Source organism: Microcoleus sp. MOSTC5 (assembly GCF_036701825.1).
GTDB classification, from domain to species: Bacteria; Cyanobacteriota; Cyanobacteriia; order Cyanobacteriales; family Microcoleaceae; genus Microcoleus; species Microcoleus asticus.
Map to the genome: position 1 here is coordinate 99,924 of NZ_JAUBRK010000002.1, position 19,245 is coordinate 119,168.

Here is a 19,245-nt window from a genome sequence, read left to right on the forward strand (position 1 = left end):
TAATCAATAGAACCCTCTCAAAATTTTACAGCGGAAAATAAAGAAAATGGATCGACAAATCACAATTCCCGCACTCGAAGAAGTTGACTTGACAAATTGCGACAGAGAACCCATTCACCTATCGGGACACATTCAGCCGCACGGCGTGCTGCTTGTTGTACGAGAACCTCAACTAGAAATACTGCAAGCCAGCGAAAATACGCAAGATTTGTTAGGAGTAGATGCAGAAAGTGCGATCGGTCGAAATTTGAGCTTATTCTTCAATCGAGTTCAACTAAAAAAACTCAAGCTTTGTTTGTGTAATGAAAACTTAAAAACCGTTAATCCCATTAAACTCTCTGTCATAAACAAAGGTAAATATTTAGAATTTGACTGCATCCTCCACCGAGTAGAAGAAGTATTGATGGTCGAGTTGGAATTAGCCACCAGCCCAGAAAATCTTTCTGTTTTTAGTTTTTATCATTCAGTGAGAGCCACTATCAGCAAAATTCAAAGCGCCCCAAATCTCAAGGAATTATCTCAAATAACTGTAGAAGAAGTCAGGAAAATATCAGGTTTTGATAGAGTGATGGTCTATCAATTTGACCACGAAGGCAACGGCGCTGTAATCGCTGAAGACAAATCAGAAATGCTGAGTCCTTTCTTGGGATTAAACTACCCAAGTTCAGATATTCCCAAACAAGCCAGACAACTGTATTCGTTAAATTGGCTGAGGTTGATACCAGATATTAATTATCAACCAGTCCCCCTTGTTACAGGAAACAATGCTGTTACAAATCAGCCCCAAAACCTCAGTTTCAGCGTGTTGAGAAGCGTTTCACCCATTCACATAGAATACCTGCAAAATATGGGCGTTGTAGCTTCGATGTCAATCTCGTTAATCAAAGACAAAAAACTGTGGGGATTGATTGCTTGCCACCACTATACACCAAGATACCTCAACTATGAATTGCGCGCAGCCTGCGAATTTATCGGGCAAGTAATGTCCTTAGAACTGCAATCAAAAGAAGGAAACGAAGACTACGACTACAAATTACACTTAAAATCTATTCAAACCAAGATTTTTGAAGACATATCCACCTCCGAAAACTTGTCAGAAGTGTTAGTTAAATGTCAGCCTAATTTGCTGGAAGCAGTCAACGCCCAGGGAGCAGCAATAATATTTGGAGACAATTGCTATTCAGTCGGGAAAACACCTCAGAAAGAATCGCTCAAATACTTAACTAAATGGGTGCAAGAGCATTTAAATAAAGAAATATTTTATACAGACTCGCTGACCAAATGCTATCCAGAAGCTGAGGAATTTAAAGACACGGCTAGCGGGTGTTTAGCCATAGCAATATCACCGACTCAGAAAATATATGTTTTGTGGTTTCGCCCGGAAGTAATTAAGACAGTAAATTGGGCTGGCAACCCCAATAAACCAGTTCAAATAGAGGAAAATGGCAGCCAGAGACTATCTCCTCGGAAATCGTTTGAGCTGTGGAAAGAAAATGTAAGGTACAAATCGTTGCCTTGGAAAAAATGCGAAATAGACGCTGCATTGCAACTGAAAAAAGCAATGATTAATATAGTGCTGCGCCAAGTAGCCAAACTCGAAAAATTAAATATAGCACTAGAAGAATCAGTAGCCAGAGAACGCGAAAAAACTGCTCATCTAAAAACAGCGATGTCCGAGCTTAAGCGGGCGCAAACTCAATTGGTGCAAAGCGAAAGAATGTCAAGTTTGGGACAGTTGGTGTCGGCGGTAGCTTATGAAGTCACTAACCCGATTAACTTCATATACGGAAATCTTAGCTATGCCAACGAATACAGTCAAAAAATGATCAATTTATTGGAGCTTTACAACCAACAATATCCGTCGCCTTCGCTAGAAATTCAAGCCCAAATAGAAGCTGTTGAATTAGAGTTTATAGTTGAAGACTTACCGAAGTTGCTGGGTTCAATGAAAGTAGGAGCTAACCGCATCCGCGAGATAGTTCAGTCGCTGCGAAACTTCTCTCGAATTGACGAAGCAGAGATTAAACCCGTTGACATTCACGACGGATTGGACAGCGCTTTGCTGATTTTGAGCAACCGACTCAAACCGAAGCCCGATCGACCCTCAATTCATCTCATCAAAGAATACGGCTGTCTGCCTTTGGTTGAGTGTTACGCAGTTCAGATCAACCAAGTATTTATGAATGTACTGGCAAATGCAATTGATGCTCTCGAAGATGCTTTTGTCAACAAGAATTTATCGCCGCACTACGGGGGCGAACAAGAGTCCGTCAAGTGGGGACAAATTCGGATCGTGACTGAAGTTTGTCCGGGAGAAAAAGCGGTAGCAGTTCGGATCGAGGACAACGGTTGGGGCATGACCCAAACAGTTCGCCAGAAAATATTTGAGCCGTTTTTTACCACAAAACCGGTGGGCAAAGGTGCGGGGATAGGTTTGACGATTAGCCACGAAATTGCGGTGGAACAACACGGCGGCAAATTGACTTGCATTTCAGCCCCCGGAGAGGGAACGGAGTTGATTATTGAGATTCCCTTGAACCAAACTCATCCCAAACCCATTGTCAAGTGAAAAAAAGTCCGCGCTAGCGAAGCTATCTTCCCGCAGGGGTTCCCAAAGGGTAGGCTAAGGAATCAACCAAATTCAAAAATCGAAAATGCGATTAAAATACAAAAGCAGCTAAGTAGATTTGAGCCAATTCTGAGGAAGAGAGTATGACTGAAAAAAAAACCGCCCAATGGGATGCCGGCAGATTTGTCAAAACCTTGGCTTATTTTGGCGTCATTCCCTTCATTGGCAGCATTAGCTGGCTGCAACAACTCTTTGGAAGCAGCAGCAACACTAAAAAAGACCCACCCAAACTGATACTGGTAGCCGGTGCCACCGGCGGCGTCGGGAAGCGAGTTGTCAAGCGGCTGCAACAGCGGGGATATAAAGTACGCTGCCTCGTCAGAGATGCTAAAAGAGCAACAGAAATTCTCGGCAAAAATGTCGAGTTAGTCGAAGGAGATATCACTCTCTCAGAAACTCTAACACCGCTAGTAACCGAGGGCGTAGAAGCAGTTATCTGCTGCACCGGCACGAAAGTTCAACCGATAGAAGGAGACACCCCAACCAGGGAAAAATACTATCAAGGTATCAAATTTTATATGCCGGAAGTTGTAGATGTTCCCGAAATAGTCGAATACAAAGGCATCAATAATTTAGTACAAGCTGTTCGCCGCCAGCTAATTAAAGCAGGCGACAAAACAATTTTTGACTTCACAAAACCCAGCCAAGATTTAAAAGAAACTTGGGGTTCCCTCGACGACATCGTGATGGGCGGCACTAGCGAAAGTTCGATCGTACTTACAGACAATACAGCTATCTTCACAGGCAATGTTTCTACTGCCAACTCGGGCGGCTTTGCTTCCGTGCGTACCCGCAACTTCGATCCTCCGCTTAACCTCGCAGGATTTAGCGGCCTCCAACTGCGCGTCAAAGGGGACGGCAAGCGCTACAAATTGATTGTTCGCAGCGAAGCTAAATGGGATGGAATTGGCTATTGCTATTCGTTTGATACTGTTTACAATATCTGGATTACTGTCACCGTTCCCTTTGATGAGTTAATTCCAGTATTCCGCGCCAAAACTGTTAAGGATGGCTCTAAATTTGATGCCAGCACTATTTTTTCTTTTCAGTTAATGTTGAGCAAACTTGAATATGACGGCGCGCTCAACCCGAAATTTACACCTGGTATTTTTCAACTGGAGTTAGAAGCTATTAAAGCTGATGGGGGACAGACTTTGCCGCGATTTGTGATGGTGAGTTCGGCAGGAGTTACCCGCCCTGGCCGCCCCGGAATTAACTTGGAAGAAGAACCGCCGGCAGTCAGGATGAATGATATGTTGGGGGGGATTTTGACTTGGAAGTTGAAAGGGGAAGATTGCGTGCGATCGAGCGGCATACCTTATACTGTTGTCAGACCTTGCGCTTTGACTGAAGAACCGGGAGGCAAACATTTAATATTTGAGCAAGGAGACAATATTAGGGGCAAAGTCAGTCGGGAAGATATTGCAGAATTGTGCGTGCAGGCTTTGGAACAACCTCAAGCTTGCAATGTTACTTTTGAGGTGAAAGAGGGGGAAAATGCCGGTTCTCCCGGAGATTGGCAGGGTTTGTTTTCTGGAGTTAAATAACATATAGCACTTCTTAGTAAAATGAGGTACGCTTGGTGATTTATAACTGGTTTCCAGGTATAGCCTGGGAATCAATGTCCAGAGGCTCTGCCTCACTGGTTAGTAGGAAAATTGGAGGCAGAGCCTCCGGATATGCGTTACCAGGCAGAGCCTGTTAACGAGTAAATAGCCCCCTACAAATGCGAGTTTTATAACTGTTTCCCAGGCTATGCCTGGGAATTAATGTCCAGAGGCTCTGCCTCGCTTGTTAGTAGGAAAATTGGAGGCAGAGCCTCCGGATATGCGTTACCAGGCAGAGCCTGTTAACGAGTAAAATTACCAATTATCAATTACTATGTCTGTCACTTTTTCCCGACGCTATTTGACGCCTTATTTGTTTTTACTGCCGGCTTTATTTATTTTGAGTTTGACTGTTTTGTGGCCGGCGGTGCAAGCTTTTTATTTGAGTTTTACCAACTACGAATATGATTTAACTCAAATGCCACAGTGGGTGGGTTTAAAGAATTTTTACAGGTTGTGGGGCGATCGCACATTTTGGCAAACTTTGACGAATACGCTGCTGTATCTCACCTGCGTTGTGCCTGTATTGGTTGTTCTACCCTTGGGAATGGCGATTTTGTGCAACCAAAAACTTAAGGGAATGAACTGGTTTCGAGCAGCATACTACACGCCGGCGGTGATTTCAATGGTTGTCGCCGGGATTGCTTGGAAGTGGCTGTTTGCTGAGACTGGACTGCTAAATCAGTTGGGGGAATTGTTTGGTTTACCTCCTGTTTCTTGGCTGGCTAATCCGAAGTTAGCAATCTTTAGCGTGATGGCAGTTACTATCTGGAAAGGATTGGGCTATTACATGGTGATTTATTTGGCAGGGCTGCAAGCTATTCCGGCAGAACTTTATGAGGCGGCTGCTATTGATGGTTCTGATGGTTTGGGAAAGCACTGGGATATTACTGTGCCGCTGATGAAGCCTTATTTAGTTTTAGTTGCGGTAATTTCGGCGATTTCTGCTACTAAGGTTTTTGAAGAAGTTTATATTATGACTCAGGGCGGCCCTCGCAATAGTTCTAAGACTGTTGTTTATTATCTTTATGAACGGGCTTTTAATGATTTGGAAATTGGCTATGCTTGTACGATCGGGCTGGTTTTGTTTTTGCTAATTTTAGGTTTGTCGATTTTGCAAGTTAGCCTTCAGGGTTTGGCTCGCAATGATTAAGATTTATGACTGATTATGACGGACGCAATCGGGGCATCATAAACTCGGTTTCTCGTTCTCATTCCTCTGATTACCAGGACTTTGTTACCTTCAGAAACCGGGTTTATTGGTCTAATTTATACTAATTTTAGACTTGAGTCTCGAAGTAATGCGATCGCTCACGGCTTTGGGCAGGTCTTATTGGCGAAATCACAGCTATAAATATAGGGTTTCTGCCAGTTCAGAGGAATTTGTAATAAATCCCTGGTTCCGGTCATTCCCTGTCCCAGAAAGAGCAGCACAGCGATCGAGTTCAAGATCACATGGATAGTGCGCCAGCGATTTGAGCGGTCTTTGTAAATGTCTTGAATGATCGCAAGGGAGAAAACCATAATTAGCGCAGCGGTGATGCCAATGTAGTAGTGAGACCAATACCATTCATTGGTTAGCCGATAAACGCCATCTTGAGTGCCAAGAATCACCAAGCCAGTACCTGTTAGGGTGGCAAATATGCCGCGCCATAAAGCGGGTGTAGCTCGATATAGCATGACCAAAGAGGCGACAGTTGCAACAAACATCAGCACGATGAAAATGACCTGAAACGAGTTTTTGCTCCAAACATCCTTGCTCAAAATATGCTCAAAAATCGGGTAGGCTAGACCCAACAAGGTCACTCCTACCACAGAACCTGACAGAATTCGACCTGCTTTGACGTGTTCTGAACCGACTACAGGTGGAATTTTGCTCTTGGTGTCGATCGCAATTTGCTTCCGACGCTGCATAGTTTGCCACGCCATATTGAGAACAACACCAAGTATAGGAAAAACAATCGCTACAGCTAAAATAGGATGCAGCAAAGCCATAAAATCTTTAAATTCCATACAACACCTTTTTGTTCTTAAAGTTGATAAAACTAAACTTTTGAGACCTTCAGGAAATCGATCGCCCGATCGCGATCGAACAAAATCCGAGGCTTCAACAAAATCCCAAATAGCAGGAACAGAGACTTTAACTCACCAGGAGCGCAAGGACGTTTCCATTGACCTGGACGGCAAAACAACATCTCCACCAGACACCGATGTTGAACAAGATCCAATTTGTCAAAGTGGATCTGTACAGAGGGAAATTCACCACTCAAGTCAATCTGAGCGATTTGCCCTTGTAAGCTCAAATTATCTTCCAGAATTTTTAGTGTCACCGGGAGTGTTTCTCCTGTAATAATAACAGGCAATTGGGCTTGAGTCATCTCTAAATGAACCCCCACTTCAGAAATGAAAGTAGTCACGCCCCAAAAGATTTGTCCATCGATCGCCAGCCGTACCAATCGACGCAAATCAAACCATTCATACCGATCTGATTTAGGAGCGTCTAACAAAATTAACAGCGTGATGCTCATAATTAAAAGGTTGTAGGCGCTCCAAATCCAGCCAATCCCCAACCCTTTGAAATGCTGGATGATTTCAGGCTCTGATGCGTGCATCTGAACTTGAATCAAACAGGTTCCCAGAACGTGCCACAGGCTGATCGCATTCGGAATAAATAATAGCACCAACGGTAGCGCTAACTTCCAGTTGAAGGAAAATCGATCGCTCACAGTGCCTTTGGCTGTGACGTTAAATCCTTTGGAGAAGGGAGACAGCATCACCTGAACGATGGTCAGAACCAGCGGAAACGCTAGTAACAGTGAATAAATATCAGACAGTAATGCCGATCGCGATCGGTGATTCAACCAAGAAAAAACCGTTAACTGTACTAAATAATAGGGCAGAAAAAAGTACAACATTTCTTGAACACTGGCTCGGATGGGAATCACGCCCAAGAAGGAATAAGCTAAAGGCATCAACAGAAAACCCACGCGGGGAATGGAGGTAAACCAATGCAGAAGTCCTTCAAAATGAGCCAGTCGCTGAATCGGTTTAAGTCCGCGAATAGTCAGAGGATTGGAATCAATAAAAAACGCCTGTAAAGTTCCTCGCGCCCAGCGCAGGCGTTGAGTTGCATAAGCTGCAATATTTTCCGCCGCCAAGCCAGCGCTGAGTTTTTCATTGAGATATACCAAGCGATAGCCTTTAGCAGAGAGTTTAATGCCGGTGAAATAATCCTCACTAAGAGATTCGGTGACAAATCCTCCGGCGTGTTCTAAGGCGCTGCGTCTCACCACAAAGGAAGTTCCAGAACAAACTACACTGCCGGCACCATCTTTGATCGGTTCAATTTGGCGATAAAAAACCTCTTCTTCAGGTGTGATAATATTATCTAAGCCTAGATTACGGGCGATCGGGTCAGCATTGTAATAACTTTGAGGCGTTTGAACCAGGGCCACTGTGGGATCTTGGCAGAAACCAAGGGTGCGAATCAGAAAGTTTTTGGTAGGGATAAAGTCGGCATCAAATACAACAATGAACTCTCCTTGAGTATAAGCTAAGGCATGATTCAAATTCCCTGCTTTCGCATGAAAATTATTAGGTCTAGTGATGTATTCACACCCTAATTCCTCTGCAAGTTGCCGGATTTCTTCACGCCGGGTGTCATCGAGCAGATATATCTTTTTATTGGCATAGTCGAGGGCTTGACAACCAATTACCGTGCGTTTGAGAATATAAACAGGCTCATTATAAGTGGGAATCAAAATGTCAACCGATGGCGTGAATCGACCCTCAACCACATCGATTGCCAACCGATTCGCTTCTGAACGGCGATCCTTTACCCGCAACATCAAAAATAACTGAAGGATATTGGTAAGCAAGAGGAAAATTTCTAGAACAAACAACCCAATGCTAAAGACTCCATCTAATGGATCGGATACATTTAAGGTTGTGAGCGATCGCCACAGCAGATAACGAGTCACCAAAATCAACAAAATTCCCACAACTACCGTCCGCGACCAGGTTCGGGGTATGGGCGAAACCCGCATAATTAGCAGGGAAATCGCCAGCAGAGCGACCGTAGGTGTTAGCAAATACTCCCCCATTACCATCGGCACTTGCAGCCACATCGGAGGATGATTCTGCATTGCTTGGAGTTGAGCAAATAGACGATCGAGAGTGCCGTTACCGGAAAACCAAGCAGCGACCAGTCCACCCGCTAAAATAACCGAACCTAACATGACGAGGGTGGCGATCGGTATTCGGTTTCTGGGGATACTATCTCGACGATGAAAGCCCAAATAATTAAGCCATGAAGTCATAATTTTGTTTCAGCAAATTATATGAATTGGCGCCACAGGCAAGATGCCTGTGCCACCAGACATCAAATTGGTTGTGGGGTGTCCCGCCCGCCCTAAGCAGCCACAGGCAAGATGCCTGTGCCACCAGACATCAAATTGGTTGTGGGGTGTCCCGCCCGCCCTAAGTTCTATTTGAGCTTAGCGGAACAGTTCTTTGTTATTCAGAATAGCCGGCCAATTTTTGTTTGCTGAAGCAATGTGACCGGGGATATCCCCCATCCACTGTGCTTGTACTTTCTTGTCGTAGTTGAGATAAAGCTTCCCATTAACGATTTTCCAAGCGTCAGGCTGAGTGACAACAAGATTTCCTTCACTGGTAGCCTGGGCGCAATATCCACCGTATTGAGGAGCATACTTTTCAGGATTTTGAGCAAACATATCACGGTTTGCTGCACTAGCAAACATCCAAGTTGTTCCACCCCAATTATGTTTAAATTGGCTAACTCCCATAACTAATTTGCTTTGGGTGAAATAGGCTACGACATCCTGACCATCAAGAGCCACACCTTTTTCAGTGTAAAACTGAGGATGAACGGTTGCTGTGCTGCTTTTACCAGCGCAAGGATTGGCTTTACCAGCGCAAGGATTGGCTTTACCAGCACAAGGATTTTCTTTACTAGCACAAGGATTGGCTTTACCAGCGCAAGGATTGGCTTTACCAGCACAAGGATTGGCTTTACCCGCGCAAGGATTGGCTTTACCCGCGCAAGGATTGGCTTTACCCGCGCAAGGATTGGCTTTACCAGCACAAGGATTGGATTCTGCAATCTTGAATGAAACGGTTGTAGAGTTTAAGCTTGTGGCAGCCTTGAAGTTGGCGTAGCTAACATTAGCTGTTGCCAAACCGAGAATGGTGGCAATGGCGATCGTGGTAATGTATTTTACTTTCATGTGTCTAATTCCCAGATAAATTGTTAATAGTTCCATCCCAGATATTTGCTTGAGACTTCTTGCTCTCTGGCAATTTTTCTGGCTTTTTGTTGTCCTCAAGACTTGAGGTTGTTTACATTAACACTCAATAAAATGAGTGCTAGATGAGGAAGAGATGGATGGGAGATAAAACTCTGAATACTTTATACGCCACTTTCTTCAGCAAAAATTCATCTGGGAATTAGGAACGCATCATCTAGTTGCCAGGAATGTCTTATAGAGTGGAGATTAACCCTGATTATCTTTTAGTAGTGCAGTAATTTAACCGCGAGTTGAGAAATTATGACAGGACAAGACTGGTTAGTGACTGATGATGGACAGTGCAATATTTTTGAGGCTACAAGTCAAATTGAAGATTTGACCCATCCCTACCGACTTTACCGCTTTTTAACTGACTTGGAAGATGTATTAGACCAAATTAGTGATGATTATTTACGACTCCAGGCAATTTGTCCCCTTGTCCGCAGGTTGTTAGATAGTTCTTCCTGGTTTCAAATTGCTCTCCTTGAGCCTGACTCTGAGACAGGCTGGGCCGTACAAACACTTTATGATGAACCATTTTTTCCTCTGACGGTGCAGTTGGTGGCTTGGGCACCGGGTGCTGTTTCTCCGATTCACAATCATGCCAGTTGGGGATTGGTGGCGCTACTTGATGGACAGGAGAAAAATACTTTTTGGCAGCGATCGCCAACTCGCAAGTTTCCCGATAAAATCACAACAGTGGGCGATATTTTGCTTGCCCCTGGTGACGTTTTGTGCTTAATGCCAGATGCGATTCATCATGTGGAAGCATTGGGAGATAAACCAACCATTAGTTTTAATCTTTATGGTGTAACAGATTACGATCGACGGTTTGAGTTTAACCAGATTAAAGGCACTGCGGAAAACTTTTAAGATAGCAGTCCGATCGAAGCAAATATCAACAAATCTCAAATATAACGGGCGATTATCGCGGCTGCACCAACTTTCGTCTGTTCCACGCGATACTAACTTTATGTAGTTAAATTTTGACTCATTTTAATGCTTAATTCTTCTCACTACCTGACGATAAAATGAAGCTAATTTGCCAAGTCATAGCCGCTATCAACCCTCTCACGGGCAAGCGAATTTCCACCTCTTCGCTTCAGTTTCGCCTGACGCTGGAATTGCTGGTACTCTCGATTTTAGGACTTAGCAGTGTGGCATTTTGGGCCGGCTGGCAAAGGTCGCAAAATCTAGTGGGTGCCCATAAACAAACCCTGGAATACATTGGAATACGCTTTCCAGAACAAGTTGAGCTTTATAGTGAAATGGGTTCACTAGAAATTGGCTTAACCCGAAGTGTGCATAAAGCTTCCACAGGAGGAATCATGGTGTGGGTGAAGCGAAATGATGGGATGCTTTTGGTGAATTCACCTGATATGGATTTGCAATCTTCTAAGATTACGAAGATGATCTCGTTGACGGAAGTACCTGCACAGCCGACTTTTGTTCAGATGGGCGATCGCTATTTGGTGATCTGTAGCAGAACTCTGAGGATCAAAAATGAGTTACTGGGTACGGTATATTTCTCTCAAGATATCACTGATGAGCAACGTCAATTAAATGATGGGATTCGCAGTCTAATTTTTGTCAGTATTGTGGTAATCTTAGTGTTAATGTTGGCGATCGCCAGTCGCATTCGTCATGCTCTCCATCCTTTGGAACATATGAGTCAGGTAGCTAGCACTTTGTCGGCTGATAATTTGCAGGCGGCCAAACTCCAACTGCATCAGGCTCCTGATGAGATTTTAGGACTAGCACAAACCTTTAATGAGATGTTGTTTCGCTTATCTGGTTCTTGGGAGCAGCAACGCCAATTTGTCGGTAATGTTTCCCACGAATTACGCACTCCTCTAACCGTTGTAGTTGGTTATTTACAAAGTTTGCTGCGACGCAGCACTAACTTAAGTGACTATCAGCAACAAGCACTGGAAACAGCGGTTGGGGAAACTGAACGCACGATTCGGATGTTAGAAGATTTGCTCGATTTGGCACGAGCAGATAGTGGCAACTTGCACTTTCGTTTGAATCCGGTGATCCTGAATACTCTGGTGGCTGAGGTGGCCGAAATGAGTCAAAAAGTTAGCAATCGGAAAATTATTTTGGTGTCAACTGATGAGGATGTTGTAGCCTGTGCGGATCAGGATCGTTTACAACAAGTGTTAATTAACTTAGTCGATAATGCAATCAAGTATTCTGCTCCCGAACAACCAGTTGAGTTAGTCTTAGAAAAGAGGGAACAGCAGGTGATGATTCATGTGGGCGATCGCGGAATTGGTATTTCTCTCCCCCATCAAAACCGGATTTTTGAACGATTTTACCGGGTAGATGAGTCAATGACGCGCTCTAGAGACGGTACAGGGTTGGGATTGGCGATCGCCAAAAGCCTGATCGAAGGCATGGAAGGACGTATTACGCTCCGATCTAAACCGGGAGAAGGTAGTATTTTTACTATCACCTTACCTGTCTGGAATCCGCAGCTATGAGCGATCGCATTCTCCTTGTTGAAGATGACCCTAAACTGGCAAAGTTCATCGAATCTGAACTTAGTCTGGAAGGATATCACGTCACTGTCGCCCCAAATGGATTGGATGGATTAACGATCGCTCGTGATGCTCAACCGGATTTATTAATTTTAGATTGGATGCTTCCCGGCATCTCTGGATTAGACATCTGTTTAAGGTTGCGATCGACTGGTGTTCAAGTACCAATAATTATGTTGACAGCAAAAGATGAAGTACCCGATCGCGTGACGGGATTAAATGCTGGAGCCGATGATTATGTTACTAAGCCTTTCAGTATGGAAGAACTCCTCGCGAGAGTCAAAGCCCGTCTGCGCCGAACTCAACAAAATGACGCCGATAACTTACAATTTGAAGACCTAATTTTGAACGGTTTAACCCGTGAAGTTTATCGAGGCAATCAACTGATTGAGCTCACTGCCAAAGAGTTTGATTTGTTAGAATTTATGCTGCGAAATCACCGTCAAGTGATTAGCCGCGATCGAATTTTAGAAAAAGTCTGGGGTTACGATTTTATGGGCGAGTCAAACATTATTGAAGTGTATATTCGCGCGTTACGGATTAAGTTAGAAGCAAGTAACTCAAAACGCCTGCTGCATACGGTTAGGGGAGTTGGATACGTGTTGCGAGAGCAAAAGTGAGGAGGGGCGGATTTACAAATACTTGGGATATGAAGTATGGATACTGGTGAACCCGCTCCTATTATACTACCTATTTTTTTGTACCAAATAGACCTAGAAATCCGGTCGTTCTTGATAATCTTCCGCAGAACTCGGGTCTAATTCCCACCGACTTTCATCTCGATGTTCAAGCATATTTGTTGTGTGCAAAATAGCCCCATCGGGCATTTCTATCCCCGCAGCGGCTCCGAGTTCGTCAACCATATCCATGTCGGGAGTAGGCGCGGTTCCGCCCACCGATTGCTCGCCAGTGGCACTTTCTTGTTCCGCAGCCGGATCGCCATCCTCGCCGCCGATTTGGGAACTGCTGGAAGAGTATTCCGAACTGCTGTCCTGCAGGGTTGTTATGTCGTCTTGGCTCAATCCCGGTTGATCGTCGATGACGCCGGTACCGTAAGATTCGGTAATTTCTTGAGGCAATTCGCCCAAATTATCGCGTTCTGTTGTTTTTTTTTCGTTGCCTTTTTTTTGCTGTGCCACGATACTTGCTCCTGTTTGTTTTTGAACTCAATTAAATTAAAAATGTCCTAATTTGGCTTTAACTGAATTGTTTTTAGTAATTGCCGATGGCTATAATTAAGTGGTATCCTAATTGCTATTTAAGCTTTTAGCTTCTATCTCAGGAAATATATTTATTCCGCTCAGCTATTTCATTGGGAATACAAAAAGCGATCGCCCTTTGGAAACGGGCGATCGCTTTTTAATGGGGAGGCTAATTCTATTCGGGAAAATCAGGAATTACCCATTTGGGGGGTTCCATCCGTTTCCTTCTCACCGCTTCCTCTGCTATTTCTAGCATTTTATCCAGAGAAGTATTTTCAATAAAGTTGGACGTTGCTTCTGCGTATTCCCGCTTCGGGCACTTGTCGCCCAGAACGCAGCCATTGACGCAAGCTACAGCACAATCGACAGTGTTCTCCACCATAACTTTTTTCCTTTCACACTTCCAACAACTAATAGGCAGGTACTCTGGGTGAATTTGTCAAGAGACTGCTCTATATCTTTATTTTACTTCACAAATTGTCATCAAAGGTCGATCGCCAGCGCAAAACTGTTATAAAATCAAAGCAACCTACCTAATCTGCCGATCGTGAGTAATTTTCTGCGGCGCTTAAAACTTTTACCTTGGCGAGAAATGCTGCAAATTGCCGCTCTCGTCAACTCAATCGTGATTGGACTGGAACTATTTTTAGCCTGGGGTTTCACGCAATCGCGGCCAATCCGCAACGGGGTGACGCTTCTCTACGGTTCCTCCCTCGGGATATTGATACCTTTTGCAGCAGCAGTGGGAATGGGAGCTTTAGCAGTGTACTTTTTAGAGTATTGGCAACAACAATTTTTGCTCAACCGAATTAGTTTGTGGGTTTTAGTTTTGTGCCTGCTCTTGGGTTTGGTTTTAAAATCATTCCTACCCATACCTGCTTCTTTAGCAAGTTTATCAGAAACTGCACTAATAGGAATTGCGGTGGGAGTTTTTTGGAAGGGCCGGCCTTATTGGCGATAGTCATGCCATTTTAGATTTTAGATTTTAGATTTTAGATTGGCTATGACTGATGAAGATTCGGATTTCGAGCTTGTCTACAGTTGCATTTTTTTGTAAAAATAGTATTATTAGTCATTGGTCATTGGTTATTAGTCTATATGTAGGGTGCGCATTGCGCACCTTACCGCTTAAAGCAAGAAATTCCTTCTTCCTTCTTCCTTCCATCCGTTAAATCCGTTACAGAATCCGTTGCCGAACTTCTTCCTTCTTATGGCAGCCAAAAATCGGGAATGAATGTTTTAGTCAAACTGCGAGTAAACTGATTAATCTTTCTCCCGATTTGAATGTGCGGTTCGTCAGCTTCCACGGGAATAATTGTTGCTTTGTTTCCGATTCCGAAACGCGAAATTACCAAATTTGCCGCCTCCAAACCAGTAACATAAGCCTTTTCCTGCGACCAAGAACCGTGACGGGTCACAACCCAATCGCCGCTCATGAATACATTATCATAACTTGTTACCGCAGGCAACAAATACTGATAGCTGCCAGGGGCAAAATGCGTCACCGCCCGCGACAGCCGAATCGCGCTGCTGTCAATTACTTTTGCCTCCCGAAAAGCCGGAATGCAAGTCGCTAAATCCCGCTGAACTAGGGAAACAATTTCCTCATCTTTCAGGGGAATTAATTGATTTGCGTGATAAAAGTCAGCTTCGACAACTGTTCCCGGTTCGGCTCGAAATTCGTCGTGCAAAGCATTCAAATCAAAAAACGTCCAACCTGTAGTTGAACTAAATCCAAAACAGGCATTAGAAGGCAGGGGAATGTCAATTTTTCGGTCAAACCAAAGGCGAACAGCTAACACGTCAACTGCACCCAAATTCATCGCGTCCCGAAACTCTTGGCGGCTTTGCAAAGCTGGGCTGCTGCTGATAATTTTTTGCATCCCCGTGACGCCAACTGCAAAAATAACTGCATCTGCCTCGAAGGTTTTGTCGCCGCAAACAACGCCAGTTGCTTGATTGTTGCTGTCAACAATCAAATCAGTAACTCGTTGGTTTGTCAATACTTTTGCGCCGAGTTTTTCCAGGCGTTCGACCCAGGGGCGAAATATTTTTTCTCCGACTGTTCCGCGACACCAAACTACATCAAAATCCGGTTGGTGGGCTAAGATGAAATAATAAAGCATTCCCAAAGCTGCGGCAGCAGAACACTGTTCTCCTGGTGCAAATAAACCTACTAATAACATCGGTTCAAAAGCATCGCGGTACAGTCTTGCAGAAACGCCAAACTGTTTGAACAGTTCGCGGGCTGTGACGCGATCGTACCTCCGCCAAGCTTCGTCGGAATTGTCGAAATCTAGGACGGCGTAGAGTAAGGGTAAGGCTGAAAGCCGATCGACTAATGGCAACCTTTTAAATCGGGTGTAAAGAAAGGTTCCTAACGGTGTGGGAAGGATCGGTTCGTCCTGAAAAATCGGCGATTCTACTTCCAATCCGGCGGGTGAATACTGACAAGAACGAGTCCAAGGCGTGAAGGGATCTAGTCCTAATTCCTTGACTAAGGAAAAGATATTTTTGTAGGGATACCAGAAGCCATGAATCCCAGCTTCTACGGAACGCCCGCCGGCGGTTTTCCACCCTGCAACTAAGCCTCCCGGATAAGGGCCAGCTTCTAACAGGGTGACATCATAGCCTTGCTGGGTTAGGTGATAGGTAGCGCCTAAACCGGCCCATCCTGCACCGACGACGACTATTTTTGGGGTTGACGATTCTGCTGACATTGCGTACCTCTTGATAATTTATTAATGATGACATAATTCATAAAATGCGGATTTGATATAAAATGTGTTGAATTATGTGCTAAATTTCGCTTGAGTGAATAATGAGTGTCAAAAACCGCCAGCAGACTAACTTGTTGCTGCTATTATTTCCCGCCACCGTATGGCTGATGGTTTTCTTTATTTTGCCCGTGCTAATTGTACTGTTGTACAGTTTCTTAGAACGCGGTACTTACGGCGGTGTTACTTGGATATTTACTCTCAGCAACTACCAGCGTTTGTTCAGCGGACTGTTCTTAGGAGTAATTGGGCGATCGCTCTGGCTGGCTTTTTTGACAACTGCCGCTTGCTTGTTAGTTGGCTATCCCCTAGCATTCTTTATCGCCACCCGTTCTCCCCGCTGGCGAAATGCTTTGCTTTTGCTGGTAATTATTCCATTTTGGACTAATTTTTTAGTGAGAACCTACGCCTGGATCATACTCCTGCGCAGCGAAGGAGTAGTTAACACAGCCTTGCAAAGCCTGCAAATTATTAGCGAACCGTTAAACTTGCTTTTTACGCCTTTCGCTGTGGCGATCGGTCTTATTTACGGCTATTTACCTTTCATGGTTCTGCCTTTATATTCTAGCATAGAACGCTTCAATTTTTCATTGGTAGAAGCCGCTCACGATTTAGGGGCAAACGATATCCGCACTTTATGGCGCGTATTTTTACCATTAACAAGCCGCGGTATTGTTGCAGGATCTATTTTAGTTTTTGTTCCCGCCGTCGGCGCTTTCATCACACCGGATATATTGGGGGGATCTAAAACAGTTATGGTGGGAAATTTGATTCAAAATCAGTTTATGAAAGCCCGCGACTGGCCTTTTGGATCGGCGCTTTCTATGCTGTTGACGGTAATCATATTGATTCCTGTGTTAATTTACTTCCGCGTGTCTGATGAAACTTAATAAGGTAAGGTATACACAAATCTTTGCACCCTGCGTTTAGGTTAAGATGCGCTAATGACTAATGACTACTGACTAATGACTACTGACTAATGACTAATGACTAATGACTAATGACTAAAACAAAACTAGACTTGCTCGTGCGGGCGATCGGCAAAAAGTGGCTTTTGGTACAAGCTGCACTAGCATTTGCCTTTCTTTACTTGCCCATTCTCATCTTAATTATTTACTCCTTTAACGCCTCCAGATTCAATGCCGTTTGGCGCGGGTTTACCCTCGATTGGTACCGCAGTTTGTTTGGCAATACAGGCGGGACGATTGCTACGAGTAGTAGCGCCGGAATCTTGACAGCCCTTAACAACAGCTTGCTAATTGCAGCTATTTCGACTGTGTTAGCCACAATTTTTGGTACAATGATCGCGCTAGCACTCGAACGCTTTCATTTCCCAGGACGCAAAGCAGTAGAGGCTTTACTGTTTTTGCCGATTATCATGCCCGAAATTACGATCGGCATTTCGCTGCTAGTTTTCTTTACCCTAGTATTTCGGATCGTAGAAAATCTCACGGGACTTCGCCTCAATCTCGGCTTACCTACCGTAATTATCGGTCACGTTGTTTTTAATATTTCCTTTGTGACTATTACCGTCAGGGCGCGTTTGGCGGAACTCGATCCTCAATTAGAACAAGCAGCTTTTGACTTAGGCGCTAACGAATGGCGGGCTTTTTGGCGCATCACTCTACCCCTAATTTGGCCCGCTATTTTCAGCGCGGCACTCCTGGCTTTTACTCTGTCGCTGGACGATTTTGTCGTGACATTCTTTACCACCGGCGTCGGTTCGATGACGCTGCCGCTATTTGTTTACGGCATGATAAAATTTGCAGTGACGCCAGCGATTAATGCCATTTCAACTTTGATGTTGTTGGCTTCCTTATTGCTGGTTTTATCATCGTTAAAAGTTCAAAAAAGTTAAAAATTTTGCTTTCTGTGTCATAATTATTGTCGTCTGCAACTAACACAACCTATGAAACGCCTGCTGACTTTCTTAATTTTGTTTGTGATGAGTGCAACGGTGGCTTTCGGCTGTAGCCCCACAGGTGGCAACCAGCAGCAAGTGCTCAGCATTTACAATTATGCAAGTTATATCGCCCCAGAAGCGATCGCCCAATTCGAGAAAGAGAACAATGTTAAAATTCAATACGACACTTTCGAGAACAGCGACGCACTCTATGCCAAACTCAAACAGGGAAACCCCGGTTACGACTTAATATTTCCCGCCGATTACATGGTGAAAATCATGATCGCAGAAAATATAATTGAACCGTTAAATTTAAACAGTATTCCCAACCAAAAAAACCTAGAACCTAAATTTATCAATCAAGCTTTTGACCCGGGGAATAAATATTCTCTGCCCTACCAGTGGGGAACGATGGGAATTGGCTACAACGTGAAAACCACCAAGGGCGATATCAACAGTTGGGCGGCGATGTTCGACCCGAAATATACCGGAAAAGTGGCGTGGCAAGACGATGCCAGATACACATTTGCAGGAGTTTTAATGTATTTAGGATTTGATCCAAATACAACCAATCCCGAAGAGATTAACAAAGCCCGCGATTTGCTGATTAAGAGTAAAAATGTCATTGCAGCTTTTGTCCCCGACAACGGTCAAAATTTGCTCGATCAAGGAGAAGTAAATCTGACGATGGAATGGAGCGGCGATATTTTTCAGGTGATGACAGAAAATCCCAATCTCCGCTACGCTATTCCCAAAGAAGGAACAATTATCTTTTCTGACAACATGGCAATTCCCAAAGGTGCGCCCCAAAAAGAGTTAGCCGAGAAATTTATTAACTTTATTTTGCAGCCAGAAGTAGGGGCCCAAATTTCCAATTTTACCCACTTCGGCTCACCCAACAAAACAGCCATCGATCGAGGTTTAATTGACCCGAACGATTTGAAAAATCCTCAAATTTACCCGCCGGCTGAGGTGTTTGGCAAAATGAAATTATTGCAAGATGTCGGCAAAGCAACTGCATTGTACGATCGAGCTTGGACGGAAGTTAAAGCAGGGGCCGGAAAGTAGATATAAAACAGGTTTCTGCCGGGGCTGGTTTACTTCAATTTTTAGTTTGTATTGGAGTTGCAGCATCGTCAAGAACGGGCAAGATGCCCGTTCCACAATAAAATTAAGTTTTGTGGAACGGGCATCTTGCCCGTTCCTAAACAAGTAATGGAGAATGGTGCAAGATATCAGTTTAACCGGACTCGAACTCAGATTTTTATCACTCAT

The 19,245-nt window shown here is 44.2% G+C and carries 16 protein-coding genes; 10 read left to right on the forward strand and 6 right to left on the reverse strand.

Translation table 11 applies throughout. The features are described from left to right. The first annotated feature begins 46 nt into the window (after nucleotides 1-46). The 3 genes from QUA54_RS01420 (at nucleotide 47) to QUA54_RS01430 (ending at nucleotide 5,389) form a co-directional block, all read left to right on the forward strand. Entirely contained in the window at nucleotides 47-2,569 is a 2,523-nt protein-coding gene (locus QUA54_RS01420) for an ATP-binding protein (protein ID WP_333412694.1), read from the forward strand. 143 nt (nucleotides 2,570-2,712) lie between these two features. Next, the gene (locus QUA54_RS01425) at nucleotides 2,713-4,176 is read left to right on the forward strand and encodes a CIA30 family protein (RefSeq protein ID WP_333412696.1); all 1,464 of its coding nucleotides are present in this window, start codon (nucleotides 2,713-2,715) and stop codon (nucleotides 4,174-4,176) included. 334 nt (nucleotides 4,177-4,510) lie between these two features. Then, nucleotides 4,511-5,389, forward strand: coding sequence for a sugar ABC transporter permease (locus QUA54_RS01430; RefSeq protein ID WP_333412698.1), 879 nt, complete (start codon nucleotides 4,511-4,513; stop codon nucleotides 5,387-5,389). Between the two features lie 158 nt (nucleotides 5,390-5,547). Here the strand turns inward: QUA54_RS01430 and QUA54_RS01435 are convergent, their stop codons facing one another. The 3 genes from QUA54_RS01435 to QUA54_RS01445 all read right to left on the reverse strand — a co-directional run bounded on the left by QUA54_RS01435 (nucleotide 5,548) and on the right by QUA54_RS01445 (nucleotide 9,521). Beyond that, on the reverse strand, nucleotides 5,548-6,249 hold the full coding sequence (locus tag QUA54_RS01435; RefSeq protein ID WP_333412700.1) for a DUF4079 domain-containing protein: 702 nt from the start codon (nucleotides 6,247-6,249) through the stop codon (nucleotides 5,548-5,550). A 32-nt stretch (nucleotides 6,250-6,281) separates the two neighbouring features. Continuing rightward, a complete protein-coding gene (locus tag QUA54_RS01440; protein ID WP_333412702.1) occupies nucleotides 6,282-8,555 on the reverse strand; it encodes a glycosyltransferase in 2,274 nt (757 codons plus the stop codon). Nucleotides 8,556-8,732: 177 nt separating this feature from the next. Then, nucleotides 8,733-9,521, reverse strand: a complete 789-nt coding sequence (locus QUA54_RS01445; RefSeq protein ID WP_333412704.1) for a YHS domain-containing (seleno)protein — start codon at nucleotides 9,519-9,521, stop codon at nucleotides 8,733-8,735. A gap of 285 nt (nucleotides 9,522-9,806) precedes the next feature. On the opposite strand from QUA54_RS01445, the gene QUA54_RS01450 reads away from it, so the two are divergent. From QUA54_RS01450 to QUA54_RS01460, 3 genes are all read left to right on the forward strand, one after another. Then, nucleotides 9,807-10,418 (forward strand): cupin, encoded by a 612-nt coding sequence (locus QUA54_RS01450; protein WP_333412705.1) that lies wholly within the window; start codon nucleotides 9,807-9,809, stop codon nucleotides 10,416-10,418. 158 nt (nucleotides 10,419-10,576) lie between these two features. Beyond that, nucleotides 10,577-12,031: a HAMP domain-containing sensor histidine kinase gene (locus QUA54_RS01455; protein WP_333412707.1), complete on the forward strand. Its 1,455-nt coding sequence runs from the start codon at nucleotides 10,577-10,579 to the stop codon at nucleotides 12,029-12,031. Next, nucleotides 12,028-12,708 (forward strand): response regulator transcription factor, encoded by a 681-nt coding sequence (locus tag QUA54_RS01460; protein ID WP_333412709.1) that lies wholly within the window; start codon nucleotides 12,028-12,030, stop codon nucleotides 12,706-12,708. Before QUA54_RS01455 ends, QUA54_RS01460 begins: the two co-directional genes overlap by 4 nt. 93 nt (nucleotides 12,709-12,801) lie before the next feature. Here the strand turns inward: QUA54_RS01460 and QUA54_RS01465 are convergent, their stop codons facing one another. Beyond that, nucleotides 12,802-13,227, reverse strand: coding sequence for a DUF6335 family protein (locus tag QUA54_RS01465; protein ID WP_333412711.1), 426 nt, complete (start codon nucleotides 13,225-13,227; stop codon nucleotides 12,802-12,804). A 238-nt stretch (nucleotides 13,228-13,465) separates the two neighbouring features. Continuing rightward, complete coding sequence (locus QUA54_RS01470) at nucleotides 13,466-13,672, reverse strand: hypothetical protein (RefSeq protein WP_190734170.1); 207 nt, start codon at nucleotides 13,670-13,672, stop codon at nucleotides 13,466-13,468. A gap of 165 nt (nucleotides 13,673-13,837) precedes the next feature. Here QUA54_RS01470 and QUA54_RS01475 point away from each other — a divergent pair, with 165 nt between their 5' ends. Next, on the forward strand, nucleotides 13,838-14,251 hold the full coding sequence (locus QUA54_RS01475; RefSeq protein WP_333190409.1) for a peptide chain release factor 1: 414 nt from the start codon (nucleotides 13,838-13,840) through the stop codon (nucleotides 14,249-14,251). 247 nt (nucleotides 14,252-14,498) lie between these two features. Here QUA54_RS01475 and QUA54_RS01480 read toward each other — a convergent pair whose 3' ends face one another. Then, nucleotides 14,499-16,010, reverse strand: a complete 1,512-nt coding sequence (locus QUA54_RS01480) for an FAD-dependent oxidoreductase (protein WP_333412713.1) — start codon at nucleotides 16,008-16,010, stop codon at nucleotides 14,499-14,501. A 101-nt stretch (nucleotides 16,011-16,111) separates the two neighbouring features. On the opposite strand from QUA54_RS01480, the gene QUA54_RS01485 reads away from it, so the two are divergent. The 3 genes from QUA54_RS01485 (at nucleotide 16,112) to QUA54_RS01495 (ending at nucleotide 19,038) form a co-directional block, all read left to right on the forward strand. After that, nucleotides 16,112-16,957 carry an ABC transporter permease gene (locus QUA54_RS01485; protein ID WP_333412715.1) on the forward strand — a complete coding sequence of 282 codons (846 nt, stop codon included), beginning with the start codon at nucleotides 16,112-16,114 and terminating at the stop codon, nucleotides 16,955-16,957. 110 nt (nucleotides 16,958-17,067) lie between these two features. Continuing rightward, nucleotides 17,068-17,925, forward strand: coding sequence for an ABC transporter permease (locus tag QUA54_RS01490; RefSeq protein ID WP_333412717.1), 858 nt, complete (start codon nucleotides 17,068-17,070; stop codon nucleotides 17,923-17,925). A gap of 51 nt (nucleotides 17,926-17,976) precedes the next feature. Then, nucleotides 17,977-19,038: a spermidine/putrescine ABC transporter substrate-binding protein gene (locus tag QUA54_RS01495; RefSeq protein WP_333412719.1), complete on the forward strand. Its 1,062-nt coding sequence runs from the start codon at nucleotides 17,977-17,979 to the stop codon at nucleotides 19,036-19,038. The last annotated feature ends 207 nt before the right edge of the window (nucleotides 19,039-19,245 follow it).

Excerpts from the sequence above, each read along its gene's own strand:
- QUA54_RS01435 (WP_333412700.1), bottom strand. The coding sequence starts at position 6,249 with ATGGAATTTAAAGATTTTATGGCTTTGCTGCATCCTATTTTAGCTGTA.
- QUA54_RS01440 (WP_333412702.1), bottom strand. The coding sequence starts at position 8,555 with ATGACTTCATGGCTTAATTATTTGGGCTTTCATCGTCGAGATAGTATC.
- QUA54_RS01470 (WP_190734170.1), bottom strand. The coding sequence starts at position 13,672 with ATGGTGGAGAACACTGTCGATTGTGCTGTAGCTTGCGTCAATGGCTGC.
- QUA54_RS01420 (WP_333412694.1), top strand. The coding sequence starts at position 47 with ATGGATCGACAAATCACAATTCCCGCACTCGAAGAAGTTGACTTGACA.
- QUA54_RS01425 (WP_333412696.1), top strand. The coding sequence starts at position 2,713 with ATGACTGAAAAAAAAACCGCCCAATGGGATGCCGGCAGATTTGTCAAA.
- QUA54_RS01485 (WP_333412715.1), top strand. The coding sequence starts at position 16,112 with ATGAGTGTCAAAAACCGCCAGCAGACTAACTTGTTGCTGCTATTATTT.
- QUA54_RS01480 (WP_333412713.1), bottom strand. The coding sequence starts at position 16,010 with ATGTCAGCAGAATCGTCAACCCCAAAAATAGTCGTCGTCGGTGCAGGA.
- QUA54_RS01430 (WP_333412698.1), top strand. The coding sequence starts at position 4,511 with ATGTCTGTCACTTTTTCCCGACGCTATTTGACGCCTTATTTGTTTTTA.
- QUA54_RS01455 (WP_333412707.1), top strand. The coding sequence starts at position 10,577 with ATGAAGCTAATTTGCCAAGTCATAGCCGCTATCAACCCTCTCACGGGC.
- QUA54_RS01445 (WP_333412704.1), bottom strand. The coding sequence starts at position 9,521 with ATGGAACTATTAACAATTTATCTGGGAATTAGACACATGAAAGTAAAA.
- QUA54_RS01450 (WP_333412705.1), top strand. The coding sequence starts at position 9,807 with ATGACAGGACAAGACTGGTTAGTGACTGATGATGGACAGTGCAATATT.
- QUA54_RS01490 (WP_333412717.1), top strand. The coding sequence starts at position 17,068 with ATGACTAAAACAAAACTAGACTTGCTCGTGCGGGCGATCGGCAAAAAG.
- QUA54_RS01495 (WP_333412719.1), top strand. The coding sequence starts at position 17,977 with ATGAAACGCCTGCTGACTTTCTTAATTTTGTTTGTGATGAGTGCAACG.
- QUA54_RS01460 (WP_333412709.1), top strand. The coding sequence starts at position 12,028 with ATGAGCGATCGCATTCTCCTTGTTGAAGATGACCCTAAACTGGCAAAG.